This is a genomic window from Intestinimonas sp. MSJ-38, assembly GCF_018917925.1.
Lineage (GTDB): Bacteria > Bacillota > Clostridia > Oscillospirales > Butyricicoccaceae > Pseudobutyricicoccus.
The window spans coordinates 40523-66260 of record NZ_JAHLPO010000011.1; the positions used below are offsets into that span (position 1 = coordinate 40523).

The 25738-nt window shown below is 55.0% G+C and carries 22 protein-coding genes; all 22 read right to left on the minus strand.

All coding sequences use genetic code 11. From position 1 onward, the window contains the following. Window positions 1-16: 16 nt before the first annotated feature. Window positions 17-1510, minus strand: coding sequence for a flagellar motor switch protein FliN (fliN, locus tag KQI26_RS08440; RefSeq protein ID WP_216504072.1), 1494 nt, complete (start codon window positions 1508-1510; stop codon window positions 17-19). A 5-nt stretch (window positions 1511-1515) separates the two neighbouring features. Next, window positions 1516-2529, minus strand: a complete 1014-nt coding sequence (gene fliM / locus KQI26_RS08445) for a flagellar motor switch protein FliM (protein WP_216504073.1) — start codon at window positions 2527-2529, stop codon at window positions 1516-1518. Between the two features lie 86 nt (window positions 2530-2615). Next, window positions 2616-3398: a flagellar motor protein MotB gene (locus tag KQI26_RS08450; protein ID WP_253292753.1), complete on the minus strand. Its 783-nt coding sequence runs from the start codon at window positions 3396-3398 to the stop codon at window positions 2616-2618. A gap of 40 nt (window positions 3399-3438) precedes the next feature. Next, on the minus strand, window positions 3439-4254 hold the full coding sequence (locus KQI26_RS08455; RefSeq protein ID WP_118747233.1) for a motility protein A: 816 nt from the start codon (window positions 4252-4254) through the stop codon (window positions 3439-3441). A 33-nt stretch (window positions 4255-4287) separates the two neighbouring features. Next, window positions 4288-4506: a flagellar FlbD family protein gene (locus KQI26_RS08460; RefSeq protein ID WP_118747234.1), complete on the minus strand. Its 219-nt coding sequence runs from the start codon at window positions 4504-4506 to the stop codon at window positions 4288-4290. 86 nt (window positions 4507-4592) lie between these two features. After that, entirely contained in the window at window positions 4593-5684 is a 1092-nt protein-coding gene (locus KQI26_RS08465) for a flagellar hook-basal body complex protein (protein ID WP_253292754.1), read from the minus strand. Between the two features lie 97 nt (window positions 5685-5781). Continuing rightward, on the minus strand, window positions 5782-6153 hold the full coding sequence (locus KQI26_RS08470) for a TIGR02530 family flagellar biosynthesis protein (RefSeq protein ID WP_253292755.1): 372 nt from the start codon (window positions 6151-6153) through the stop codon (window positions 5782-5784). Window positions 6154-6178: 25 nt separating this feature from the next. Then, complete coding sequence (locus tag KQI26_RS08475) at window positions 6179-6727, minus strand: flagellar hook assembly protein FlgD (RefSeq protein WP_216504074.1); 549 nt, start codon at window positions 6725-6727, stop codon at window positions 6179-6181. 26 nt (window positions 6728-6753) lie between these two features. After that, window positions 6754-7866, minus strand: coding sequence for a flagellar hook-length control protein FliK (locus KQI26_RS08480; protein WP_216504075.1), 1113 nt, complete (start codon window positions 7864-7866; stop codon window positions 6754-6756). Window positions 7867-7900: 34 nt separating this feature from the next. Beyond that, on the minus strand, window positions 7901-8350 hold the full coding sequence (fliJ, locus tag KQI26_RS08485; RefSeq protein WP_216504076.1) for a flagellar export protein FliJ: 450 nt from the start codon (window positions 8348-8350) through the stop codon (window positions 7901-7903). An 18-nt stretch (window positions 8351-8368) separates the two neighbouring features. Continuing rightward, window positions 8369-9670: a FliI/YscN family ATPase gene (locus tag KQI26_RS08490; RefSeq protein ID WP_216504077.1), complete on the minus strand. Its 1302-nt coding sequence runs from the start codon at window positions 9668-9670 to the stop codon at window positions 8369-8371. 23 nt (window positions 9671-9693) lie between these two features. Then, the gene (locus KQI26_RS08495; protein WP_216504078.1) at window positions 9694-10494 is read right to left on the minus strand and encodes a FliH/SctL family protein; all 801 of its coding nucleotides are present in this window, start codon (window positions 10492-10494) and stop codon (window positions 9694-9696) included. Continuing rightward, window positions 10487-11524, minus strand: a complete 1038-nt coding sequence (gene fliG / locus KQI26_RS08500) for a flagellar motor switch protein FliG (protein WP_216504079.1) — start codon at window positions 11522-11524, stop codon at window positions 10487-10489. Before fliG ends, KQI26_RS08495 begins: the two co-directional genes overlap by 8 nt. After that, a complete protein-coding gene (fliF, locus tag KQI26_RS08505) occupies window positions 11521-13131 on the minus strand; it encodes a flagellar basal-body MS-ring/collar protein FliF (RefSeq protein ID WP_216504080.1) in 1611 nt (536 codons plus the stop codon). The genes fliG and fliF overlap by 4 nt, the downstream gene beginning before the upstream one ends. Before the next feature lie 36 nt (window positions 13132-13167). Then, window positions 13168-13482, minus strand: a complete 315-nt coding sequence (locus tag KQI26_RS08510) for a flagellar hook-basal body complex protein FliE (RefSeq protein ID WP_216504081.1) — start codon at window positions 13480-13482, stop codon at window positions 13168-13170. 30 nt (window positions 13483-13512) lie between these two features. Further along, window positions 13513-13959, minus strand: a complete 447-nt coding sequence (gene flgC, locus KQI26_RS08515; RefSeq protein ID WP_216504082.1) for a flagellar basal body rod protein FlgC — start codon at window positions 13957-13959, stop codon at window positions 13513-13515. A 12-nt stretch (window positions 13960-13971) separates the two neighbouring features. Then, window positions 13972-14358 carry a flagellar basal body rod protein FlgB gene (flgB, locus tag KQI26_RS08520; protein ID WP_216504083.1) on the minus strand — a complete coding sequence of 129 codons (387 nt, stop codon included), beginning with the start codon at window positions 14356-14358 and terminating at the stop codon, window positions 13972-13974. Between the two features lie 329 nt (window positions 14359-14687). Beyond that, window positions 14688-18317, minus strand: coding sequence for an S-layer homology domain-containing protein (locus KQI26_RS08525; RefSeq protein ID WP_253292756.1), 3630 nt, complete (start codon window positions 18315-18317; stop codon window positions 14688-14690). 91 nt (window positions 18318-18408) lie between these two features. Beyond that, the gene (locus KQI26_RS08530) at window positions 18409-23343 is read right to left on the minus strand and encodes an S-layer homology domain-containing protein (RefSeq protein WP_216504084.1); all 4935 of its coding nucleotides are present in this window, start codon (window positions 23341-23343) and stop codon (window positions 18409-18411) included. Between the two features lie 54 nt (window positions 23344-23397). Next, on the minus strand, window positions 23398-23964 hold the full coding sequence (locus KQI26_RS08535) for a PilZ domain-containing protein (protein WP_253292762.1): 567 nt from the start codon (window positions 23962-23964) through the stop codon (window positions 23398-23400). Beyond that, window positions 23957-24298, minus strand: a complete 342-nt coding sequence (locus tag KQI26_RS08540; protein ID WP_118747245.1) for an EscU/YscU/HrcU family type III secretion system export apparatus switch protein — start codon at window positions 24296-24298, stop codon at window positions 23957-23959. Before KQI26_RS08540 ends, KQI26_RS08535 begins: the two co-directional genes overlap by 8 nt. Continuing rightward, window positions 24285-25733 (minus strand): hypothetical protein, encoded by a 1449-nt coding sequence (locus KQI26_RS08545; RefSeq protein ID WP_216504086.1) that lies wholly within the window; start codon window positions 25731-25733, stop codon window positions 24285-24287. Before KQI26_RS08545 ends, KQI26_RS08540 begins: the two co-directional genes overlap by 14 nt. Window positions 25734-25738 lie beyond the last annotated feature (5 nt).

Below are 25738 nucleotides of genomic sequence, written 5' to 3' on the forward strand. Positions count from 1 at the left end.
TTTTTGCTTGGATCGCTTAGAGTTTTTTCGCCAGATCCATCAGGCCCGGCTGTTTCAACACTTCGGTGATGCGCACGCCGAAATTGTCGTCGATCACCACCACATCGCCCCGGGCCACACACAGCCCGTTGACAAACAGGTCCACCTGGTCACCGGCCAGCTTATCCAGCACCACCAGCGACCCCTTGGAGAATGTGAGCACATCTTCCACCTTCCGGCGGGTCCGGCCGATCTCCACCGATACCTCCAAAGGTACCGACATGATCAGTTCCAGGTTCTGTGCCTGCTCTTCTCCCAGCTCTTTGGAAAGATCCAAAGTGGGCAAAGACAACGGCTTTGCATTGACCACCTTGGGGTCCGGCTGATAATACATAGGCTGCTGCATCGGCATCTGCTGAGGCATCATCCCCGGCATGACTCCAGGATATCCCGCCGGCATTTGCTGGGGCATCATGCCCTGCATGGGCTGGGCCTGCATGGCCGGCTGCTGCGCCGGGGCCGCCGGTGTCGGGGCCGGAGCCGGGGCCGCCGGAGCAGGAGCTGGGGCCGGTGCACTCATGCCGCCCATCAACCGCTCGATCTCCTCCTGGCTCATCTTCCCGCTATCGCCGGAAGATGCCGCCGGGGCCGGAGTCGGTTCGGAAGCCGGAGCCGGAACCGGTGCGCTCATGCCGCCCATCAGCCGCTCGATTTCCTCCTGGCTCATCTTCCCGCCATCGCCGGAAGATGCCGCCGGGGCCGGTGCCGGTTCGGGAGCCGGAGCCGATGCGCTCATGCCGCCCATCAGCCGCTCGATTTCCTCCTGGCTCATCTTCCCGCCATCGCCGGAAGATGCCGCCGGGGCCGGTGCCGGTTCGGGAGCCGGGGCCGGTTCGGAAGCCGGGGCCGGGGCCGGTTCACTGGATAAGCTGCTGATATCCATACCAAAGCCGCCCAGCAGTTCCCTGGCCAGATCCACCGACATCACATTGACGAACTCACTGTTCAGCATATTTTCAATGCTCAATGTGAACCGGACGACCACCAGCATCCCATCGGATGTCTTGAAATGATCCTCTTTGAATTGCTTGATATCATCCAGGGTGAAGGACTGGGGGGTGGAGATATTCACCGAGCGCCCCAGGAAATCGGACAACGCCGTGGACGCTGCGCCCATCATCTGGTTCATGACCTCGCAGACGGCGCTGATGGTCAGCTCATTGATCTCGAATTCCTCATCCGGGGTTTCGCCGCCCATGAGGATATCCACGATCACCTTCACATCCTCCCGTTTGAGCAGCATGATGTTGCTGCCTTCCAGGCCGGATACATATTTGATCTCAATGGCGATGGCCGGCTCCAGATCTCCAATGCTGAATTCCTCCACCGGCACCACCGATACCGACGGGGTGGTGATATCCACCCGGTGGTCCAGCAGATTGGATACCGCCGTGGCTGAGGAACCCAAACTGATATTCATCACTTCGCCAATGGCGTCCAGCTCCATGGCGTTAAACACATTTTGCTCCATAGCCCTTATTTTTCCCTTCTTCCCTGATTGTCGTAGGTTTCCAACACCTTAATGGCCACATTGTTGTTTTCCAGACCCATTTTGCCGCTGAACCACGGCTGCCCTTCCACATAAAGCTGCACCGGTTCCTGCGCATTACGGCCCAGGTCGATCACATCGCCCACATGGAGATGATAGATATCCTGCAGCTGCAAGGTGGTTTTGCCCAGTTCGGCCACGATCTCCAGGTCGGAGGTGCGGAGGATATCCATGATCTCATCGGCATTGTCTTCTCTGCCGCTGCGGCCGGCCTGATTGATGGAGGCGATCTTGGTGAAGATATTGGTGAGAGTCATACCCGGCAGACAAATGTTCATCTGGCCGGTGATGTTGGAAAAGTTAATATTGATTCCCACAATCACCACCGTTTCGTCCAAGCCAATCAGCTGCACCAAAGTGGGATTGGTTTCCGAGCGGCGGAATTGAAACTCCAGATCGATGTAGTTTTCCCAGCTGCCACCCAGAGCCTGGATCATATCCTTCACCATGCTCTCATAAAGCCGCAGCTCCAGATTGGTCATGCTGTATCCGCTGGATATTTTGCCACCCAGATCGCCATTGCCGCCCATGAGCCGATCCATCATGCTGAGCATCAGGGTGGTGGTGAAATGGAAGAGGATGGGGGGTGATTCCATGGGCTCTTCCCCATCGATGGTCACGCTGGCCAGGGAGAGCACATCCCCTTCCGACAAGGCGTTGGAAAATTCATAATACCGCTGCTCTTCCGCCGACTCCACCTGAATATCACAGGTGGTATGCAGAAGGCCATTGATCCGGGAATTGATGATCCGTGTATAATTTTCAAAGATACCGCTGAGCATTTTCAGCCGGTCTTTGGTGAATTTTCGTGGGCTGTAAAAATCGTATTTTCGATATTTTTTCTCGGCGGCTTTCTCGCTTGACGCCGTTAGATCCATCTCACCGCTGCGTGCAGCGTTGAGCAATGCATCAATTTGGCTTTGTGACAGAACTTCTGCCATCTTCGCACCTCCTGGGGGGGAGCCTGCTGGTTTATAGGGGTACACGCTCCTGGTTATTCTGTATCATCTTGTTCAGTGGCTTGTTCCTATTGACTTGCGCCATCCCGCATGGTGTAATACCGGCTGACGCTGTCTCCTTCTTCGCTTTCCAGATTCAAACCGCTGATGACCAGCTCCACCCGGCGGTTGTGTGCCTGTCCCTCCGGTGTGTCGTTGCTGAAGACCGGCCGCCATTGCCCATAGCCTACGCTGATCAGTCTGGCAGGATCAATTACATTTTTCTCCTGAAGATAAATGGTCACCACCGTGGCCCGGTTGGAGGCCAGGAACCGGTCATAATCCACATAGTTCTGCCGGTTGGGATCGGCCTGCGCCGTATGCCCCAGCACCCGTACCTCATTGATGGACTGGCTGGCTTCCGCCAAGGGCTTTGCCACATCATCCAGCACAACCTTGCCCTCATCCCGCAGCTCATAGCTGTTGCCGTCGAAAAAGACCGCATCATCAAAGGACACGAACACATAGCCGCTGCCTTTTGTGACGCTGACCATATCATCCAGGCCGCTTTCCCTGACCGATTGTGATATCGACAGATAAAGCTGTTCCAGGCTTTCGTCCACCATATCCTGGGTCAGGCCGGAGGGAAGGCCCTCCACCGGCGTATCGGTGAGCGCACCGTCCACCACCACCTGGGACGGCTCATCCACAGTCATACCGTTGAACGACGCCACCAGGGCAGCCCATTTGCTTTCATCCACTCTGGACATGGAGTACAGCATGACGAAGAAACACAACAGCAATGTGACCATATCGCCGTAGGTATCCATCCAGTTGGCGCCACCACCGCCGCCTTTTTTCTTTTTCATCATTGGCTCCCTCTTCCTGGGTACGCATTTTTAAAAAATGCGACTATTCTTCTTCTCCCCGCTGTTTTCCGCCTTCTTTATCCCGCTGCTTCTGCTTCATAAAGGTCAGAAGCCGCTCCCGCAGGAATTTGGGGTTTTCGCCGGACTGAATCGCCATGATACCTTCCAGGATGATCTCCCGACAAATGATCTCCTCCTCATCCCGGGCCGACAAATTGGTGGCGATGGGGTTGAAAATCACATGGGCCATAAAGGAGCCATAGAAGGTGGTGATCAGCGCCACACCCATGTTGGGGCCAAGGCCGCTCATATCAGCGCCATCCAGGCTGTAAAGCATTTTCACAAGACCCACCAATGTGCCGATCATACCAAAAGCCGGCGCCGCACCGGAGCCCCGTTCATACATGGCGATGACATCCTGATGGCGGGCAGATGTCTGTTCGATATCATTCATAAGGATGCTTTTCACCCGATCCGGATCGGTGGCGTCCACGATGAGCATAATGGCCTGCTTAAAGAAGGGATCGGTCTGGGTGCTGGCCTTTTCTTCCAGAGCCAGAAGGCCATTTTTCCGGGCGATCTGAGCCAGTTCCACCAGCTCATCAATATATTTTTCCGGATTGAAGGCTTTGGCCTTCAGCATAATGCTGAAATGCTTGAGGATGGAAGTCACCTGTTTGGGATAACAGGCAATGACCACCGCCAGAGTGCCGCCCACCACGATCAGCATACTGGCCGGGTCAAAAAACAGCCCCAGCTGTCCCACATCCACCGGCGTGGGAGCCTTGAAATCCACCATGATGCCGAACAGCACAAAGAAAATGGCCAGCAGCATACCGATCAGATAGACTATATTCATGTCAAATTCCCTTCTTCCTGCCTTTTGGCCAGCTTATCTCCGCGGCGCTTCCACCGAGATTTCCCGGTGAATGTCCATTATTTTCGCATTATAATCCATAATTTTCCGAATGATGTCTTCCACCGAATCCCGCACGATGTAATAATCATGGTTCATCATCACGATTTTGCTTTCGGGGATCAGTTCGATGTGTTCGATTTGATTGTGATTGAGCAAAAAACGCTCACCATTCATTTTCTGCAATGGGATCATAGATGTTCCCTCCTGCTTTTCTTTTTTCCGCCGGGCCGGCCTCCCGGCCCGGCGGAAACGATCAATGGGAATACTTATTTGCGGCGTTACCGCTTCATGTTCACCAGTTCTTCCAGCATCGTGTCGGTCACGGTGACGATGCGGGTGTTGGCCTGGTAGCCCCTCTGATAAATGATCATGTTGGAAAACTCAGAGGCCAGATCGGTGCCCGAAGCCTCCAGGAAGCCAGGCAGCAGCGCAGGGCCGCCCTCGCCCAGCATGGTTTCCATAGTAGCTTTATCGGTTCCTTCCGCATTGTTCAGATACTGCCCTGCCAAAGAGCCATTGGGAGCAAAAACGCTCATATCGCCGCAGCCTTCCATCGCCTTGTAGTAAGGCCCTTCGGTATGGGTCAGGCCGCTGGGGTTTGTCACTGTGGCCAGTGCAATATAGCCAACCACCACCGGATCGCCGGTTTTGTCGTTGTTGCAGGTGATCTTGCCGTCAGCTCCGATGCTCAGGCTGTTATAGCTGATGGGAGGATTGCCTTCGTAATCACCATAGACATTCTTATCATTTGCCTTTGCACCGGGGAAGATGGCATCGCCCACCTTTGCACCAGTCGGTTTATCTGCTTCCTTCGCCGCCAAGGGCAGACGGAGAGGCACCAACTGAGTACTGATGGCCTCGCCGCTGGGACCAGCCTCCCCTTTCTTGGTGACAGTTCCAGCGGCGTCTTTTTCGGCGTTGCAGGTGGCAAAGCCATAGACGATGTTGCCATAGCCATCGGTGATATACCCATTGGCATCCACCCGGAAATCGCCCACTTTGGACAGCATCAAACCAGTATAGGGCCCCAGGCCTACACCGTTTTTGTCGCCCAGAAGGAAGAAACCATCTCCCTGGATACCCGCGTCACGGGCATTGCCGGTGCTTTCCATGTTCACAGTGGACATATCCAGATCGATGGTGCCCACGCTGCAGCCATAACCCGTCTGACGGGGGTTTGTGCCGCCCAATGTTTCTGTACCGTTGGAACCGGCGGCTTGGGTGGAATAAATACTCTCCTTAAAGGTAACTCTGCCCGGTTTATAACCATATGTATTCACATTGGCCACATTGTTGCCAACCGTAGTCAATGCATCCATATGGGCTTTCATTGCGGAGATACCCGCGCTCATAGAGCCTGCCAAAGCCATGCTTCTATTCTCTCCTTTTTTGCGTCGCGGCAAACCGTGCCGAAAATCAGTCATTCGGACGGATCTCCAAGGCATCCTGTCGGTCCTGCCTTCTGTATTACAGGATCACGGCGCCGTCGATATTGGTAAAAATATTTTCTTTCATTTCATCCTGGGACATGGTGGTAATCACCCGGCTGTTGGGCACATTGATGATGAATGCCAAACTGCTGTCCAGGGCCAGGATATTGATAGCGCCCTTGGCCTGCGCTTTTTCCACCGAACCATGGAGCTTCTCCAAAAGATCGGTTGTCACTTGAATGCCTCGTTCTTCGGCCCGGGCCATAGCATGCTTGGAAAAAGACACCTGACCTTCCTGCGCCTGCATCTGCTGCCGCAGAGCGGCGTCAAAGGATACGCCCGGGGACGAGGTTTCTTGCCTCTGGGAATGTACGGTGGAAAGCGGCTGCTGTCCAACCCGTTCGATCATACCCATTCTCCTTTCCCAGTCACCCTTAGCCTACGCTTTGGGTCTTCTGGCCGTTTTCATCTCCGCCTTCCCCCGGCTTTTCCGGTTTTTTCGGCAGTTCGCCGATGGCCATGATATCGTTGAGGGCATACATTTCTCCATCCACAAAGATGACGGACATACCCTGGTAGGTGCCGGTACCTGTTACAGTGCCCACCACTTCTTTCAGTTTGCCTTCATCGTCCAGCCGGCCCACGGTCACCGTTTTTCCCACAAGGGATGCGGCATAGTTCAGGGTGCTGGCATTGACCAAGGCTTCCAGGCCGTCCTTGACGGTGGAAAGCATCTCCACAGTGGACATCTGCACCAGCTGATTGAGCATCTCACTGGTATCGGCGGTGTTGTCCATGGTCTGGTTTTGCAGCTGCTGAACCATCAGCTGGAGGAAATCCTCAAATTGCAGACCGGTGTCCTTGCCTTGTTCGATCACATTGATGCCCTGTCTCTCCAAATCAGAAATGGAGGGGCTTGTGGTCTTGGCGCTATAGGCCGTATTCAGGCTGTTCAGCGACATAGGCATAAAATCATTGCTCATGAAGTTCCTTCTTTCTCGCTTAGCTGTCAGGCGGGCATCAGACCCAGGCGGAGTTTCTGGAGAAAATCCTCACTCTGCCGATTTTCCTGACGGCGCTGCTGCTGTTGCTGCTGGGAATGATTCTGGTTCTGGTTTTGCTCCTGCTGATTCCAGGGATTCTGTTCCGGGTTGTCCTGACGCTGTACTTCCAGGCGCACCGGAGCGGCCTGGCTGTTTTGCAGCATGAGCCCTAAAGAACCGGAATGATCTTTCAGCATCTGCAACGCTGTTTCATTGCTGGCCTGAAGCACCACATGCAAAGCGCCTTCCGGGCTTTTTTCCATCTGGATCACCAGTTTTCCCAGCCCTTCCGGCTCCAGCTGCAGTTCCATTTTCTGAATGTCCTGCTCCAAAGCCTGCGTAATGCGGGTGTTCAGCTGATTTTCCACATCCGGGCTTTCCAGATCCAGTGTTTCAGGCTGTCCCACCTTCTGGGGCATCTGCCGGGTCTCCTGGAACAAAGGCTGTTCCACGCTGCCGGCCTGGGCCTGAAGAACGATTTCATCCTCCGGCTTTGTATCCCCGGCTCCGTTTTGGAACAACGCGCCGTTGTTTTCCGCCTGCTTGGGAGCTTCCACAGTCTCCTGAGTGCTCACCATTTCCACAGGCTGCTCTACCGCTCCATCGGTCTGAGAGAGAACCGGCTGAGCCTGGGCCATCTCCTCACCCTGTGTCTCCAGAATGGGCATTTCTTCCCCGGCCAGCACTTGACCCGCACCCTGCTGCACCGGCTGGGCCATTTCTGCGCCCTGCAAAGTCTCAGCTCCCACCGGCAGCACTTCGGCCATGGGCATCTGGTTGCTTTCTCCCTGAATCTGAGTCTGCATCACCGGCATCTGCTGGAAAAAGGGCAGCAAAACCTGGGCAGGAGCTCCTTGCACAGCAGCCTCCTGCTCCATCTGCTCTCCGCCGTTTTCTGCGGGGGCTTCCGAAGGGGTCTGCTGGTTTCCCTCTGCCTTTTTGTTTTCCAGCAGGTTCTGGAAATCGCTTTTCTCCTTGTCCTGGGCGGTATCTTTCACCGGCCGGGAAGCTGTACTCTGCTGCGCGGCATAAATAGCCTGGGTCAGCTGCATGATCCACTGTGTATCGTTGGTATTCATATCGTCTCACCTCCTTTCAATGGGGATGCTGTCATCAGGACAGGGCGGCCATGGCCTTTTGGGCGGCCACCACTTCTTCGATGAACAGCTCTTCACCTTTCTGCACCGCTTTGCGGTACTCTTCCTGCTTTTTCTCCCGGAGCTTCTCTAGGGATGCGGTCTCCTGGCGGGCAGCTACCACCTGGCGGCGTTTCTGCTCCGCTTCCTGCTGGCACTGAAGCACAGTCTGCCGCTGCTGGGCGATCTCCTTTTCCCAGAACCGCAGGCCGCTTTCATAACGCATGACCTCGGCCACGGTGATGCCTTCCATTTCCGCCTGACGGAATTCCTCGTTCCACGCCCGGTAGCTCTCTTCCATCTGACGCAGCCGTTCTTCCTGCTGCCGCATCTTCTGGATCAGGATGGCGTGCTCATTCTGAAGGCTCTCCAGCACCTGCTGTTTGTAGCCCAGCACACTCTCCAGGGAAAACTGGAATTTTTTCAATCTTGTTCCCTCTTTCCGTTACAAAAGCTTCCGCATCATGTTCAAGTCTTCTTCATAGGTAAACGCTTCGTCCACGCCTTGGCGCAGGAAGCTTTGAATGCCGTCGATTTTACTCAGGGCCATGTCCAGTTTGGGATTGGTGCCTGCTTTATAGGCGCCGATGGACACCAGATCGGCGTTTTTCTCATAAGTGCCCAGAATATCCCGGATCCGTGCGGCCAGTTGCTTGTGTTCGTCGGAAACAATGTCGGCCATCAGACGGGATATGCTGGCTCCAATGTCAATAGCGGGAAAATGACTGCTGTTGGCCAATCGCCGGGACAGAACGATGTGTCCATCCAAAATACCCCGAACGGTATCGGCAATGGGCTCATTGGTATCGTCGCCTTCCACCAAAACGGTGTAGACACCGGTGATAGAGCCCTTCTGGAAGTTGCCGCTGCGCTCCAGCAGTTTGGGAAGCTCGGCATAGATGGAAGGGGTATAGCCCCGGGATACCGGAGGCTCGCCCACGGCCAGGCCGATTTCCCGCTGCGCCATGGCAAAACGGGTGAGGGAATCCATCATCAACAGCACATCCAGGCCCTGATCACGGAAATACTCGGCGATGCCGGTAGCCACCGAGGGGCACTGTTTGCGCAGCATAGCGGGCTGGTCGGAGGTGGCCACCACCAGAACCGAGCGGGCCATGCCCTCTTCCCCCAGATCCTTCTGCATAAATTCCAGCACTTCACGGCCGCGTTCGCCTACCAGGGCGATCACATTGATATCGGCCTTCACATTTTTGGCGATCATACCCATCAGGGTACTTTTGCCCACGCCGGAGCCGGCAAAGATGCCGATACGCTGGCCCTTGCCGATGGTGAGCATACTGTCAATGGCCTTGACGCCGAACTCCATCCGTTCCCGGATGGGCGGGCGGGCCATGGGGTTGACATAATGGTTGTTTTCCACGCAGAACAGGGTGCCGCCGGTGAAAGGACCTTTGCCGTCAATGGGCTGGCCCAGGGCGTTGATAACCCGGCCTTTGAGGAAAGGCCCCATCATCAAACTCAGCTGCCGGCCGGTGTTACGGACAAAGTTCCCCGCCGAAATGCCGCTCATGTCGGAATAGGGCATCAGGAGGATACGGTCGTTTTTGAATCCCACCACCTGGGCCATCACCTGGCCACCGGCGCTTCCGTTATAGATCTGGCAGATATCCCCTACGGCTGCCCGGCCGCCGGAGGCTTCGATGGACATTCCCACGATGTTTTCGATCTTTCCGGTGTAGCTCACCGTTTCGGCTTCTTTGATCTGCTTGATCACCTCTTCAAACACCCTGTCCACCTCCCTATGGCCGGTTAATTTTCGCTGAGGATCTCCCGCATGTTCTGCAGCTGGGTGGAGGCGCTGGCATCGATGATGGAATCGGGCATCTCCACAATGCAGGTGCCCAATTCATCTTCGGGCATGGGCACGATCTTGATGTGCTCCGAAAGCCCGGACAACGCCCCTGTCAGCTCCGGGGTGATCTGAGCCAGTTCCTTGGCTCCCACGCCCCCTACATAGATATGCACCCATTCCCGCCTTTTCAGCTTTTCGGTGGCCGTCTGGATCATCCGGGCGATGACTCCCCGGCTGCTTTTCAGGCTCACATGGATGACCTTTTCTGCAATGGTCAGACACAGCTCTTCCAGCTCTCGGCGGGTGTCGATGAGCATATTTTCCCGGGCCCTTGTGGCATCCTGCAAAAAGGCGTTCACCCGGGCGGCCTGGTTCTCCAGCTCCTGCTGAAGGTGGGCCGCTCCTTCCACCTGGGCCTGGCGCAGCCCTTCGGCGTAGCCCTGGCGATAGCCTTCGCTCTGGGCCTCCTGCCGGGCCTGCTCTGCCGCCTCTTCGCCCTTCTGACGCTGCTGCTCCAAAAGTTCCTCCGCCTGGCGGCGGGCATCAGCCAGAATCTCATCGGCCTGCACTTTGGCAAAACTGATGACGCTGTCGGCGTTGGCTTTTTCCTCGTTTTCCTCCGGGGTCAGCTCCCTGGGAGGCTCCGGGGGATTTTCCTCCGGAGGAGGCGGCGGGGGTTCTATGATGATATCGTCCACATCTTTGAACACATACTGATTCACAGCGGGCTTGAGGAAGCTTTTGAAAATGTTAGGCAATGATATCGTCCTTTCCGCCCTTGATGATAATCAGCTCGTTGCGCTCCTCCAGGCCGCGGATGATGCCCACAATACGCTGCTGGGCCTCTTCCACATCCCGGATACGCACATTGGTGGTGATCTCCAGGTCGTCCCGGATGCTCTGGGCCATACGGGTGGACATATTGCTGAAGATCTTGCTGGCCACCTCGCTGTTGCTGCCCTTGAGGGCCAGCACCACATCCCGGGGATCGCAATCCCGGATAAAGCGCTGCACCGAGCGGTCGTCCATGGTGATAATGTCTTCGAAGACGAACATCCGCTTGCGGATCTCCTCCACCAACTGTCCGTTGTGCTCCGACAGACGATCGAAAATGCTCTTTTCGCTGGATCTGTCCAGATTGTTCATGATCTTGGCCACATAGTCCACGCCGCCCACCTTCACATTGTTGGTGGCCATCAGGTTTGTGAACTTCTTCTCCATCTCGGCTTCGATGATCTTCACCGCCGCCGGAGAGGCGCTTTCCATGTTGGCGATGTTCTCCACCACCTTCATCTGGCACTGAGGGTCCAGCTCCTCGATGACCGCCGCCGATTTTTCCGGGTCCACATAGGAAAGCACCAGGGCGATGGTCTGAGGCCGCTCATACTGCAAGGCGGCGTAGAGGGATTTCTCGTCAGCCTTATTGAGGAAGGAGAACTCCCTGTTTTTCAAAGACTTGGTCACCTTTTCCAACAAGTTGTCGGCCGCCTGGGGGCCATAGGCCTTTTCCAGCACCGCCCGGGCATATTCCAGCCCGCCTTCGGTCACCGCCTTGTTGGTCAGGCACATCTGATAATATTCATTGAGCACATCCTCGGTGGTTCCCGAGTCCAGGTAGCCCAGGCGGGCCACCTCCAGAGTGAGCTGCTCCACATCCTCCGGGTCCATATATTGATAGAGCTGAGAGGCTTTTTCCGTCCCCAGGGAAACGATCACCGCCGCAGCTTTCTGCTGCCTTGTCAGCTGCTGCCCATGGGAGCTTTTCGCCGGTGCGGCGCCTTCACTCATTCTGCTCCATCTCCTTCCTTCAGCCAGGCTTTCACCATCTGAGCTGCGATTTCCGGATTATCTTCGGCAAATTTACGCACATCCTGGCGCAGTTCTACACTTTTTTCGGTTTGCATCTCCATGATATCCGCTCCCTCCGGGGCAGGGACCGGCTGCTGGGGCGCGGCTTCGGCCAGGGCCAACTGGGCCTCGGCTTCGGCCTTTTTCTTTTTCCGTCGCTTGGCCAGAAGCAGCACTACGATCAGCAGCACCACAAACAGGCCTAAACCGCCCAGAGCGGCATAGATCACCCACATCTCCACCTGCAGGCCTTCCTGATCCGGCGGGGAAACCGTTTTCTCATAGAAGGGGGCCACCATTACATGGATCTTGTCCTGCTGCACATCTTCCCCGATGCCTGCGGCCCGGGCGATATGGGGATACAGAGTAGTTTCGTCCACATCCCCTGCGGTGGTTTCGTTGATACTCACCGACACCATCACATCGCTCACAGTGCCAGCCACATGCTCGATCTGCTTCTTATCGGTATCCACCAGGTAGTTTTTCTCACCGCTGGAGCCCACGATGTTCTGGCCTTCCTGGACATCGTTTTCATCTTCGGGATAGGTGGGGACATCCGCATTGGATGTAGTGCCCGCCGTACCGCCGGCCGTCTCGCCTTCTCCCTCGGCCACCTGTATATCATAGACCTTGGAGCCGATGATGCCTTCCCCATCGGTACTGCCGTCCTGGGCCCAATCCTCGGTGGTGTAGTTCACGGAATCGGTATAAGTGCGGTCCACATCCACCACACTGCTGACGCTGACCTGCACATTCTCCGCTCCATACAGCGGGGCCAGCACCTGCATCACCTGGGTACGCACCCGGTTGTTCACCTGCTGCTCCAGCTGCATCTTGAGAGCCGAAGTATCCTTGGTATCCTTCAAACCATCCTCACCGGAATAGGTGTTGCCGTAGGAGTCCACGATCACCACATTCTCCACGCTGAGCCCCTGGAGAGAGCGGGTCAGCAGATTGCGGATGCCGGTGGCCAGCGTGTCGCTCACCGTCTCGCCATCCTTCATGGTGATCTTGGCATAGGCCGAAGCCTCCACCACATTGCCGCTGTCCAGCACATAGGTGCGGTCTTCGCCGGGGGTGAACTGCACTGTGGCGTCTTTTACCCCTTCCATGCTGCGGATGACCGCCGCGGTCCGGTCCTGCAATTCATAAAGGATCAGCTGGTTCCGCTCGGCCTCGGTGGTCAGGCTGCCCACATGGTCAAAATAGGTGGAATAGGCAAAGCCCGAATTGGGATAGCCCCGCATCAGAAGCTGGGCCTTCAGGCTTTCTTCCTGTTCTTCCGGCACCAGGATGGTGCTGTCATCTTTGATTTGATAATCGGTGACACCGTTGTCCGACAGATAGGTCACGATGTCGCTCATATCGCTTCGATTCAGTTCGGTAAACAGCGTGACATAGGTTTTGTTCTGGCTGAGCACCACTGCCACTGCAATGGCGGCCACCAGTACAACAAGCGCCGCCACCAACAGGATCTTGACCTTTTTCCCGGCGCTTGTCCAGCGCTGTTTTCCTTTTTTCAAAAAGCTTTTGATTTTTTCTTGCACAGCCCTTGCCTCCGCTCCGGGATGAAATTACGCATGTTACATGCTGATGCGCATCAGTTCACTGTATGCATCCAACGCTTTGTTGCGCAGCTGCACCAGCAGTTCCACCGACATGGCGGCCTGTGTCTGAGCAATGGTCAGTTCGGCCGGATTGTCCAGTTGCCCTGTGGCCAGCAGATACTGGGCCTCGTTTTTCGCCGCATCGGTTTCCTTCACATTGTCCACCGCCTGGCGGAACACATCGGCAAAAGGCAAAGAAGGCCCTTGATTTTCGCTGGCGGAACCGGTCTTTTCCCCAGACAGGTCTCCCCACAGCGGAAGAATCGGGCTCATGGTCTGTACTTCATTCATATTTCCCATCCCCATCGAGAGTTTCTTTTATTATTTTCCAATCTCCAGCCCTTTGGCCGTCACTTGCTTCAGCACATTAAAGGCAGTCACATTGGCCGAATAGGCCTGGTTGGCCGCCATGGCATCGGCGATCTCCTTCACCAGATCCACATTGGGCATTTCCACATACCCCTGGTCGTTGGCATCGGGATGCGTGGGGTCATAGACCAGCTTGAAATCCGAAGGATCTTCTGCGATCTCGGTAACCCGCACACCTCCCTGCTGCTGGGGCTGATTTCCCCGGGCCCGCTCCAAAGCGGCCTGGAAAGCGGTCTGGTTGCTTTGGGACTCCAACACCACCACCTTACGCCGGTAAGGGCCGCCCCCTTCGGTACGGGTGGTATTCATATTGGTGATGTTCTCCGACACCACATCCAGGCGCAGCTGCTGAGCCGTCAGCCCAGAGCCCACCACATTCATCGAACTCAAAAAAGCCATTGGAAAACCTCCTTATCCCCGGATGGCCGTGCGCAGAATGGAAAAATCGCTGGAAATAGAGTCCATCACATATTGCAGCTGATAGCCGTTGCGGGCCAATTCCACTGCCTGTTCTGTGATATTGACGCCGTTGTCATCCATCCGCGTGCTTTCCTGGGCCTGGTGAACTTCCAGCCGGGAATCCTCGATGGCCTCACGAAATGCAGTGTTCTTGCCCTGCTTTTCCCCGGCCGCTTGACGGATGGCGTTGTCCAGTGATTCTTCAAAAGTTGCGTATTTTGTTTTGTAGTTGGGGGTTTCCGCATTTGCGATATTATCCAAAATGCATGATTGCTTCGTCCACAAAAAATTCATGGACCGCTGCAGCATCAATGCTGAATTGCTCTCCAACAATCCCATTTTCCTGTCGCCTCCCTGCATCTGATGAGCTGTTATTTTCTTCAAAATTCGACAATAGCAACAAAAAAAATTTCAATACAGTGCATTAAAAACACCATATTGCCGTTCAATTAGATAAATTTCTCATTATCTCCTATTTTACTGTATATATCGTGATTTTTCAAGGTGTTCCCCTCTAAAATGTAAATTTTTCACCTTCCATTTTCAGCCTTCTGCTCCTGCATTTCCATATGATTCTATTCTTTTTCCCATAAAAAAAGAACCAAAAAGCTGAAAAGCCGCCCGCTTTTCAAGAAAGCGGGCGGCTTACAGGTATAATAGAGGAAAATTTACAATGTCAGGGCTCTTTCCAGCACCACGGCCATCTCGGCCCGTGTCATGTTGGAGCGAGGATTCAGCATCCCTCCCGGCGTACCGGTGATGATGCCGTAGTACACCATGGTGGCCGTGGCGTCTCTTGCATAAGCAGACACCTGGGCTCCATCCCGGAAGCCATCAAGAAGGCTTTGGTCTCCGCTTCCCAGACTCCAGCCTACGGCCTGCATGGTCCGCTTGAGCAGCACCATGGCATCCTGACGGGTGATCGGATCTTTGGGATGGAAGCCGCCGTCGGGATAACCGGTGGCAATGCCTACCCCTTGGGCCACCCGAATGGCCCGGCCATAATAACTGTCCTGGGGCACATCATAGAAGCCGTCCCCCTCCACCGCAGGCAGAGGGAAGGCCCGATAGAGCATGAGCATGAAGTCCCCGCGGGTAATCTGTCCGGCCGGCTGGTAAGTGCCGCTGCCCACGCCGGTGACGATGCCATCCTGGAACAGGCTGTCCACGGCTCCCACAGCCCAGGCATAACCATCCATATCGGTGAAATACCGGGACCCGCTGCTGCCGGGTACAGTAATACGGATCTGTCCTTGATAGACATTCCCCAAGCTGTCTTTTCCCAGATAGGTGAGTCGAGTGGTACCCTGGAATCCCGATCTGGCCACGAAGGTCACTTCCGAAACAGAAGGACTGGAGGAGGGGTAATACACCGTATTTTCCGTCACCTGACTGGAAGAACTACCCAACCCTTCGTAGCGATAGTAGAGGCGTCCGCCATCGCTGGAGGAGCTGTCAAAGGTAACCGAAACCAGACTGCCCAGTCCCCGATCCCGGCAGGCCCGGACGAAATCATCGGACCGGAAAGAAACCGTTCCCCCGCTGGTGGTGTAGGAAATCACCGTAGGTGAAGCCGGGGATGCCACCAAAATCCGCACCTGGCCTTCGAATTTGTCCCCGCCAGTGCTCCACCCGGTAAAGGGAATGGTCACCGTGCCGGAAAAATTCTTATTGGTCTCAAAGCGCACCTTTTCCAGATAGGGGCTTTGGGTAAAGTAATAATTGGTGGAGGAGGACGCTTTGTTCGAGCTGGAACTGCTGCTCTGATAATACAGCGTGCCCGAAGAAGAAGACGGCAGGGTGGTAAAGCGTACATAATTCAGATTCCGGCCGGTCATATGCTGAGAAATCTGATTGAAATCGGCATCGTTAAAAATCACTCCGCCGCCGCTGGTCACCTGGTAGTTCACCTGGCTGCTGCCGGTTTCCACTCCGATCTCCACCGTGCCTTCCATCTTCACCCCGGCCGTATTCCAGGCGGTGTAGGGAATGGACACCGTACCGATAAAGCCGCTTTTGGGCACAAAAGTTACCCGATCCAAATAGGGCGAGGACGAGCGGTAATAATTTTTGCTGGAGGACACCTTGCTGTCATAGGAGCCGCTGGAGGTGTAGGTATAATACAGCGTGCCTTCGGAAGAAGAAGGCAGCTCAAAACGCACATAGCTCAGGGTACCGCCGGTGATCTCTTTGCAGACGCTGTTGAAATCTTTGTCATCAAAGGTCACTTTGCCGTTGCTGTACGCCGAATAGCGCACGCTGCCCCGGCCGATCTTTCCTACAGCAATCTCCACTTTGCCGGTGAACCGGTTGCCGTTGATGTCCCATGCGGTAAATTCCACGGCCGCTGTACCCCAGTAGCTGCTGTTGGCCGCAAAGGTCACCCGACGCAAATAGGGAGAAGAAGTGCGATAATAGCTGCTTCCTGCGGCAACACGGCTGTCATAGGAACCGCTGGAAGTGTAATTATAGTACAATGTGCCCACAGAAGAAGCAGGCAGGGTAAAGCGCACATAGTCCAAGGAATATCCGGTGACCTGCCGGGACAGGTTGTTGAAATCGGTGTCGGAGAATGTGAGCTTTCCGCCCTGGGAGATGGAGTAGTTCAGATCTCCCTGCAAATCGGCGGCATTGATCTTGATCTTCACCCGGCCCCGGAAAGAGCTTCCATTCACATCATAGGCCGTATAGGGCACGATCACTTCTCCCTGATAGTTGCCGCCAGGCACAAAGTACACATTGGACAGGCTGGGCGTACCGTTGCGCCGGTACTGTTTTGCAGAATCCACTTTGGTTCCTGGCTGCTGAGCGGAGATATACTGGTAATACAGCCCGCCGGCCTGGTTGTCCGGCTGAGAAAAGACCACACTGTCCAGATCCCGCCCTTTATAAACTTTGCACAGGCGGTTAAAATCGTCAGCGACAAACTGCACCGGCTGATTTCCCTTAGTGGAATAATAGATTTCCTCCCACTCTCCCACCCGCACTTCAATGGTTCCCTGGAAGAAGGTACTGCCATCGGCATAACCGGTATAATTGATCACGGCCGTGCCGCTGAAATCGTCCTTGGGCGCAAAGGTCACATCGGACAGGCCCATCTGTCCCAGCGAGGGAGAAAGATAATATCTTTCTCCAGTGCCTACGCCAAAACCGGTATCCCCCTCATTTTGATAACGGTAATACAGCGTTCCCTGGCGAGTGCTCACCGTCAGGCCGCTGACATAGCTGAGGGACCGGCCCAGCACATTCTGGCATTGGGTGCTGATGGCCGACTCCACCTGAGAAAACTCCAAAGGCTGCCCGGCCTCCACCGACCGGGAAATCACCTGAGCGGTGTTCCGTTTGACGGTGACCTCGCACTTTGCCGTATAAGTGGTGTTCACCACTTTGGCCGTGATGGTGCTTTTGCCTTCTTTTTTCGGCATAAGATACCCGTTGCTCACCGCCACCACATTGGTATCGCTGCTGGTCCATTCCACATTCCTGCCCAGCTGATTGCCGAAAATATCACACCTCAGGGTGTAGTTTTCCCCTTCAAAAAGGGTGATGGCACTATCTTTGAGCACAATACCCTGGACAACGACGGTGGCCGAGGCCACCTTGGTGGTCGATGAGGCTGTGATTTGAGTTTTACCCGCATTGTGGCCGGTGACAACCGTAGTCAGCTTATCACTACTGCTCAAAGAAGCAATATTGGGATCCAATGTGGCCCAAGTTACCTCCTGAGGTGCTGTAGTGGGAGATACCGTTGCTTGTAAAGTAGCTGTTTTTCCCGGCGCCACTTCCACCGTATCCGGGGAGATTTTCACACCTGCCGGATCAGAGGGAGAAACGGTGACTTCACAGGCCATTGGCCCTATAGTTTGACCACCGATTTTCACTGTCACCGTCAAAGTAGCCGGCTTTGTCTGAGTAGTTTCCCCCACCCCTACTGCTGTCACAGTGGCATCAAAGGAATTTTCTGTGGGCTCCACTTTAATGCGGTTTCCATCTCCCGCTTTTACTTTCCATTCAATCGTACCCTTGTCCGCCTGAAATGCGTCCCAATCCATGACAGTGCTTGCACCATCAACAGTTTTTTTGCTCACCGTGACCGACAATGTTGCGGTTTCTTCCACTTTCATGGTGGGAAGAGAGTTATTGCTCAATGCGGCTGTGTATGTGACTTTCCCTGCTCCCGACTCCTTCCCTGCATCTTCTCCTTCAGCCATCGCCGGAGGCATAAGAGAAAAGAGCATCAAGGCGGCCAGCAAAAAGCCGGTGAGCCTTTGGCGGAGATTCTTTTTTCCAACCATCATCCATTCTCCTCCTTGCGGAATAAAACGGCGGGGACAGGGCGCTGTCCCCGCCGTTCGGTCATTGGTGTGTACTGTTTTCGTCCTTCGTTTGCTAGGAAATAATTACCCAACCGCCTCTGACCACATTGTCCAAGCCGGTTTTGTTCGCCTGATACTCCAGCACGATTTTGGATTTTGTACTGTTGCCGCTGGCATCTGCAATATATCCATCGCTGAACAATGTCAATGTATCGCCTTCCCGGACGCCGGAGTATGTGAAAGTAAAGGTACTGCTGATGGAACTGTTGGTAACCGGGAGCAGTTTATCCACATTACCGCCCATATGCTTAATGAGCACCTTTTTGCCCGGAGTAACCGTTCCGTCATCTTCCAAAACGGCATCTGATTCGCTTCCCGTTTTGCTCTTGTTCAGCATGGCGCAAATCTTCTGTGTATCGCCATTTTCCGGAATCCAATACAGGTTCTCGGAGAAATTCAGCGTCAGGCTGCCTGTAAAAGTTCCGTCACTCTTCTTTACGCCGTTGGCACCGGGAGCATACAGAACAGGAGGTGTTTTATCTGGAATGTGCACATTGGATACCGCTTTAAAAGCGTATTCTCCACCCAATACATTCTTTGCTACCGCAATGCAATAATAATTGGTGGCGCTTTGGGGATCCATGTCTTTTGTGAAATCCTGGGTAAATTCCTTGTCTGCTTTGGTTGTGGTATTGCCGGTCGCGCCAGGGGAACCGCCATCTCCCTGACCACGAAGAACAATTTGCTCTATGGTGTCTCGAATTTTCTTGCCTTCGCCTTCCTTTGCCGGCGGCTCTGCATACAAGTCAAACCAGGAATACCCGCCGGTACCGGTGCGCATGATCGCCCCCAGTACAGTCATTGTGTCTGCCTCGTTGCCAGCTGCCGTCTTAAATTCCTCCAGCTTACTGCTATCCACATACTGTTGGAATTTTTTGTTGAAAATATCGGGAAGTTCCGTACCTGCAAAGAGCACATAGTTCAAATCCGCATCTTCCGAAGTGGTGAAACCCACACTGGGGCTCAGCTCTTGCATGATGATATAAGGCTTCACCACATCACCAGTGGTAAACCGATAACAATACACCGGAGAATAAATCTGAGAAGTGCCTTTGATAACGAAATAAACCACATAGTCCTGATTGGGGATCAAGTTGTTTACGGTCACCGACTGCACACTGGCACCGCAGGTAAGGGAGCCATATTCCACATCAGAACTGACCATATACTTCCCTGGATCCACAATCGTATTGTAAGAAGGTGTGGACACCGGCGCTATAAAATTATCCTTCCCATTGTTGTCAATTCCATCATTCTGTCCCGATTCCGGCAACTCCTCATATGCACCTCGCCCTGTCCCACTGGGGCTGTAATCCTTCCCATCGGTGCCAATGGTGCTCACATTGCCCCGTTTGGCCACCACCCAATAGATGGTGCCCACCCGGTCCAGCATCAGATCCATACGCACCACCGAATCGCCGGGGGTGAATGTAGGTCTGTCATTGATGAAATGAGGGGCCGTCTGATCCCGGAAGGGCTTATACAGAGTCAATGTGGAAGGAACACCGATGTTGGTCAGTTCTTTTCCCACCAGGTTGTTCCAGCTTTCCTCCCAGCCGCCTACGCCCATACGGCCCAGGCTGTCGTTGCTGCCTGCAATGGCATTTACATCCATCTGTACCGTACCATTCCAAGTCTTCCGGTCTCCATCACCATTGACTTTGATAAAGTGAACGGCGTATTCATAAACAGTACCCTCTTTGACTTCTTTCAGCGGTTGGAAGATTGGTGAATTGGGCTTCGTATTGTCCTTATCATTCACCCGAACACTGGCGCCGCTGCGTTTGGTGTTGCTGTCAATGGTGATGGTAAAAGGCTTATCTTCCGCATTCACTCTTTCCCATTTCTCATTGCCGCTGACTCTGCTGCTGACTCTTTCGTACAGATCAAATTCCACGGTGGTATCCGACCAAAGGATCATATCCCAGCGAATGCCGTCTTCCACCTTGTCTGTGGACACTGGGTCCATTCGCCAATACAGATCCAGCTCCGGTTTAACACCGCCGCTGCCGGTGTCGATCTCCGTTTCGGTATTGCTGCCGGGAGACAGGTTGACCTGGGCAAACACGGTGGTAAAGGGATCCAACTTGGTAACGCCCATCACATTTTTGGTTTCTGAAGTATCGGCAATTCCCTGGACCTCAAAATAATAGGTAGCGCCGCTTCTCAGATTCAATGCACTCTGGGTTTTTTCATCTTTTGTGGGGAAGGTCACCACGGTTTTCCCCTGTTCCAGCTTGATTTCCGCATACCGATAATCGATAACCCAATCGGCTTTTTTATCCGCACTTCCGGTGGCCTCTGCCACTTTCTGAGGCAAGCCGCTGCCGGTATCAGCATACAGGACGATCTCATTTTGGAGAATACTGGCCATTCGATTCCGGGCAACATCTTTCTCTGTATCGGTGGAAGCCGTCGTCACCGCTTCATAGAGGCTGACCAAAGTAGTGTTCGTTTCCGCATCCTGCACCGCTTCGCTGAATACCAGACGGATGTCGGTATCGGCCAGGGGATGATCTTTTTCATCGGCATTATACCGGGTGAATTCCTGGGTTACGGTAGGAGCGTTGGGGTCCAGGGTGTGAATGGTGATCATTTTCACCGAGGCCGAGTAGTTGCCCGCCTTATCCTGGGCCACATAATAGAGATCATAGGCCGTTTCCTTGGACAGACCGCTGACGGTGAAGGTCGCATCTTTTCCCGCCGTCATGGATGACTTGCCGCTTTTCAGCGCATTCATACCAGCGGCCACCTGGAGCTTAGCCGTATCGCTGGTCAGATCCACCTTCCCCGACTGGCCGGCCAGAGGCTTGGGATACTCTGTCCCCTGGGGCACGATAACCCAATACAGGGTACCGGCTTCGTTCAGGTTGGCATAAAGCCCCACCGAGGTCTCCTTGACACTGTTGACGGTGAGTTCGGTCTGGAAGACCGGCGGCGTTTTATCCACTGTGGTAAAGGTGAGCTTTTTCACCGCAGAGCTGCTGCCGCCCTCGATGTCGGTGAGCCACAGATACAGATCGTAGGATTGCAGCTCTTCCAGAGGCCTATTGTTCACATCAAAAGTATAGGGTGTGTTTTTGCTCACATCCAAAGAACCATAGCCCAGATTGCCGGTGACGGCATTGGCCTTGAAATCCCCCCCGGTGGGGGCCTTGGAGCCCTTGGGCAAAACCGCATAATAGAGGCGGCAGGTCTTGGTGGCCATGGTGGTCACCTGAGCCGACACATTGGTGACGCGGGACAGATAGGGATAGCCTGTGGCAAAGGCCGGCACTGTGTTGTCCGGGGTGGTGAAGGAAATGACCTTCACCGGGCTCTGATCTTCCCGGGCATCCACCAGCACCGCCGACAGATAATAGGCGCCGTCGGAGGTGAGGCCGCTGATCTTAGCGGTGGCCGTCTGGCCAGAGCCGGTGACAGACACACTGCCTTTTTTCAGAATGGTGCTGCTATACGAAGGAGGATTGATCAGATCCTGTGCATTCACCGAGCCATCGGTCACCGAAGTCACCGCCCAGTAAATTGTTCCTTTTTTGTTGGCGGCAAACTTGGCCGTGGCACTGGTGGGCGCCAGATCGGCGATCTGGGGATAGCCCGCCAGCATACGGGGATCGGCGGACGACTCCGCCGCCGCTTCGGTGTCCATCACTTCTCCGTCGATATTGGCTTTCACACCAGGGCGGATGATGATCTGATCGGGCAGCATGGATACCATGCTGCCGTCGGCGTTGACCGTCAGGTTGGCCACATCGCCGTCACCGGTGACAGTGGTACCCACATCCAGATTCAGCTGATCCACCGTGGCCCCTGCGGCAATGTGCAGAGTAGAACCGGTGGCTTTTTCGTCGATGGTGATGGTTTCTACCTGCCCGGACTCCACACCGATGTAGGACTTGGGAGTATAATTGACCACCTTTTTTACATTGCCGGAAAGTTTGAGGACCCGGCCATCTTCTCCATCCATCTGGATTTCTTTGAGGCCATAGCCGCTGGCCGTCCGATCCACAATATAAGTATCGGTGCGCACGCTGGTCACATCCACCGCGCCATCGCCTTCCACCCGCAGGGATACCTGCTGGTTTTTCAGGTTGTCCACGATGATTTTGGAGCCGTTTACATTGCGCAGCACCAGGCTGTCGTCGCCGCCTTCACTGACGCCGCCGCCGCTGAGGACGATCTCACCCAGCACGGTGACATTCTCCAGCAGCACATTGCCCAGGTCCACGCCGGCGGTCACATACAGATTGCCCGCAATGGTGGTATTTTTCAGTGTGGCTCCGGAGGCAGTGATCAGCACATTGCCGTACACACTGCCCAGCTGGTACCCTTCCGCCTTGGATACGGGAGTACCCACCGCGTTGACCACCATGATGGCGGTCTCACCCCGGGTGATGGGGTTGTGGGGCCGGAAGCTGCCGTCGGGATAACCGGAGATCAGCTTATAGCTGGCGGCCGTGTCCACCAGTCCCCGGCTCCAGCTGCTCAGCTCGCGGCTGTCGGTAAAGCTGGTGCTCTCGCCCACGCTGGCCTGCATCATCAGATTGCGGGCCAGAATCACAGCGGCTTCCTCCCGGGTGATCTCCTTGGTGGGAGAGAAGGTGCTTTTGGATGTGCCGTTGATATAGCCCACATTGTAGGCAATGGCCACATCGTCCGAATACCAGTCGCTTTCCTTCACATCTTTGAAGGGAGTCGTTCCGATCTTTTTATAACCAAAAGCCCGGTTGATAATGGTGACGAATTCCGCCCGGGTGATGTTGTTGCCCGGGCGCAGATTGCCCTGGATATCTCCCCGCATAAAACCCCAATTCACCATTTTGTTCAAATAGGGCTGCATATAGCTGGCCGCCTGGGCCTCGCCACTCCACTGGGGCATCAGCCCGATCAGCATCGCCAGTGTCAGCAAAAGAGCGCTGACGCGCCGCAAGGCATTTCTGGATCTCACATTCTTCCTTCTCATGCTGGTACTATCGTCCTTTCTTGCCAAACGGCATCCATGCTAGTGGGGTTTCTTTTGAAGCTGTATGGAAAAAACCGCTTCCCGAACCATGCTTTCCTCTTCCCGCAGCAGATCTACAAACTGTGCGGCATACAAAGGTTCCTTCCTGGAGGAGGATCTCCGCCGCAAAATCTTCATCCGCAGCACAAGAGGCTGGCTGGTCACCGGGATCACCACTTCCATCTGCTCTCCTTCCTTCAGCTGGGCGTCGCAGAAAAAGGCGATACCGCCACAGCTGAGGTCGGCACTCTCAATGGGCAAACGGCCTGTGGGAAGGTACACAAAGCTTTCAAACTGCACCGGTATGCGCAGGTTTTCCCGGACTTTGCTGCCCAAATCCCGCACGGCTTCCACCCAGAGCATATTGTCCCGCCGTCGAACCACATGGCCTTCGGCCGCGGCACAAGGGCCATCGGCTCCCACCAGGCTGATGTGATCCAGATCCCAAACCAGCTCTTCTTCGCCCTGGGAAAACTCCAAGCGCCACATGGGCTCACAAAGCTCCTGTGCTGACTGGCAATGGGCCACAGCTTCTCCCTCGCTGTTCAGCACCAGGTATTTATGCATCACTGCTTTTCTCCTCCTTCTTCTGTTCCAGCCGCTGGGCCCGCTGCCGACGGAACTTCTCCGGGTCATCCGGGTCAAAATTCAGAAAATACACATATATCTCCACGATGGCTTCGTACAATTCCTTTGGAATTTCACGCCCCAGCTCCATCTGGGAAAGCACTGTGGCCAGAGAATTGTCCTCGTAAACGGGCACGCCGCTGTCGGTGGCCACTTCCACGATCTTCTCCGCCATATTGCCCATGCCCGACGCCACGATCACCGGTGCGCTCTGGCCCGGGCCATACTGGAGAGCCACAGCCCGCCGGGGGCTCTGTTCGCTAGATTTTGACATTTACGCTCCTCTTCCCTTCAAACAGGTGGGGGAACACATCGGTGATGGCCAGAGGCTTCTCCTCCTTGATCACCCGGATGCTCTTCCCATCCAGGCCATGGCTCTTCAGAATCTCCCGTATATCCTGGGCGATCACTTCGCCGTGACGGGACATGGTCTCCGGCCCATAGACTGAAAGGTCCACCTGACTGTCGATCGCTCCCAGGGCCATCTCCAAAAAGCCCAAGTTCTGGATATCCATCTTGAAGAGGAACTGGATCTTCCCCTCCTGATTTTTTCCGGCTTCCGATCCTTTCTCTTCATCCTGGGCATCCGGGTCCACCCAAAACTCCCCATAGGACATTTTCCCGTCCCATTCCATGGGCAAAAGCCCATGGCGCAGGGGCATATACACGCTCTCGTTGATCAAAATGGCCCGGATGATTTCCTGGAAGGCCTCCTGAACCTGGCTGCCGCATTCCCCCCGCAGGGCGTACTGGGCCAGACTGGCCAGGCGCTCGGAGAACACATCCTGCTGAGAGGCCTGGGTGAAGGGGTTTTCCCGCAGCAGCTTCAGCAGGGACGCATCGTCCAGCCGGTTGAGCCCCTCCAGCACATCCCCATAACCGCTCAGCTGGCGGAATGCAGAAAGCAGGCCTTCCTCTCCCCCGTTTTCATACCGGGTGATGTTGAGGACCAGCAGCCGCAGCAGAGAACGGGCCGTTCCCAAATCGTGGGTACGCTCCACATAGTTTCCCAGGTAGGGCACGATCTCCCCTTGGAGCAGCTTCAGGTTTTCGCCCCGGGTACCCGCTTCCAGGCCGTTTTCCAGCCGGGCCGTCATGTCCAGCAGCCGGTCATGCCAGCTTTTGGGCAGATAATCGGGAAGCTGCTTCAGAATCTGCATCATGGTACGACCGATGTGGTCGGTGGACGAAAAATCGCTGTACCGCTTGAGAAAGCCCAGGATATCCTGCCGCACCCCTTCGCTGGGGATGGTCTGATATGCCTGGCGCAGCAAAGAGAGCAACGGGCCGGAAAACCGGTTGCCCGATTCCATTTGGGTGAGAAAAAACTGCCGGAAGCTCTCTCCGTCCATGCGGAACAGCTTGAGAAATTCAGATATTTCCTCTGCCAACCCTGCCTGAAGACCAGGCGTCATCGCCAGTCCCCGCAGCCAAGTGACCGCCTTGAGGATCTCCGCTCCCAGATCGGGAGCCTCCCGCAGATTCTGCAAAAAGACCTGGAGATTGGAGTCATACCGCAGGGCCGTGGACTGCAGCGCATCATCGGCGCCGCTTTGGTCGGTCCTGGCATCCGGCCGGCCCACTCGGGTAGGGTCGGGAATATTTTGGATCTGTGTATCGTTGGGCTTGACGGTGGTGGGTACGGTCCGGTTGTTGTTTGGCCCGTCATAATTGGGTACCGGATTTGTGACCCCCATCAAATTCGCCATAATCT

Bases quoted from the DNA above. Each gene is read 5' to 3' on its own strand.
- fliN (WP_216504072.1), bottom strand. From the start codon at position 1,510: ATGGAGCAAAATGTGTTTAACGCCATGGAGCTGGACGCCATTGGCGAA.
- KQI26_RS08540 (WP_118747245.1), bottom strand. From the start codon at position 24,298: ATGTCAAAATCTAGCGAACAGAGCCCCCGGCGGGCTGTGGCTCTCCAG.
- KQI26_RS08480 (WP_216504075.1), bottom strand. From the start codon at position 7,866: ATGAATACCAACGATACACAGTGGATCATGCAGCTGACCCAGGCTATT.
- KQI26_RS08455 (WP_118747233.1), bottom strand. From the start codon at position 4,254: ATGAATATAGTCTATCTGATCGGTATGCTGCTGGCCATTTTCTTTGTG.
- KQI26_RS08545 (WP_216504086.1), bottom strand. From the start codon at position 25,733: ATGGCGAATTTGATGGGGGTCACAAATCCGGTACCCAATTATGACGGG.
- flgC (WP_216504082.1), bottom strand. From the start codon at position 13,959: ATGGCTTTTTTGAGTTCGATGAATGTGGTGGGCTCTGGGCTGACGGCT.
- KQI26_RS08510 (WP_216504081.1), bottom strand. From the start codon at position 13,482: ATGAATGAAGTACAGACCATGAGCCCGATTCTTCCGCTGTGGGGAGAC.
- KQI26_RS08535 (WP_253292762.1), bottom strand. From the start codon at position 23,964: ATGCATAAATACCTGGTGCTGAACAGCGAGGGAGAAGCTGTGGCCCAT.
- KQI26_RS08465 (WP_253292754.1), bottom strand. From the start codon at position 5,684: ATGGCTTTGGCAGGCTCTATGAGCGCGGGTATCTCCGCAATGAAAGCC.
- fliG (WP_216504079.1), bottom strand. From the start codon at position 11,524: ATGAGTGAAGGCGCCGCACCGGCGAAAAGCTCCCATGGGCAGCAGCTG.
- fliM (WP_216504073.1), bottom strand. From the start codon at position 2,529: ATGGCAGAAGTTCTGTCACAAAGCCAAATTGATGCATTGCTCAACGCT.
- KQI26_RS08460 (WP_118747234.1), bottom strand. From the start codon at position 4,506: ATGATCCCATTGCAGAAAATGAATGGTGAGCGTTTTTTGCTCAATCAC.
- KQI26_RS08450 (WP_253292753.1), bottom strand. From the start codon at position 3,398: ATGATGAAAAAGAAAAAAGGCGGCGGTGGTGGCGCCAACTGGATGGAT.
- flgB (WP_216504083.1), bottom strand. From the start codon at position 14,358: ATGGGATTGTTGGAGAGCAATTCAGCATTGATGCTGCAGCGGTCCATG.
- KQI26_RS08525 (WP_253292756.1), bottom strand. From the start codon at position 18,317: ATGATGGTTGGAAAAAAGAATCTCCGCCAAAGGCTCACCGGCTTTTTG.
- KQI26_RS08470 (WP_253292755.1), bottom strand. From the start codon at position 6,153: ATGATCGAACGGGTTGGACAGCAGCCGCTTTCCACCGTACATTCCCAG.
- KQI26_RS08475 (WP_216504074.1), bottom strand. From the start codon at position 6,727: ATGAGCAATGATTTTATGCCTATGTCGCTGAACAGCCTGAATACGGCC.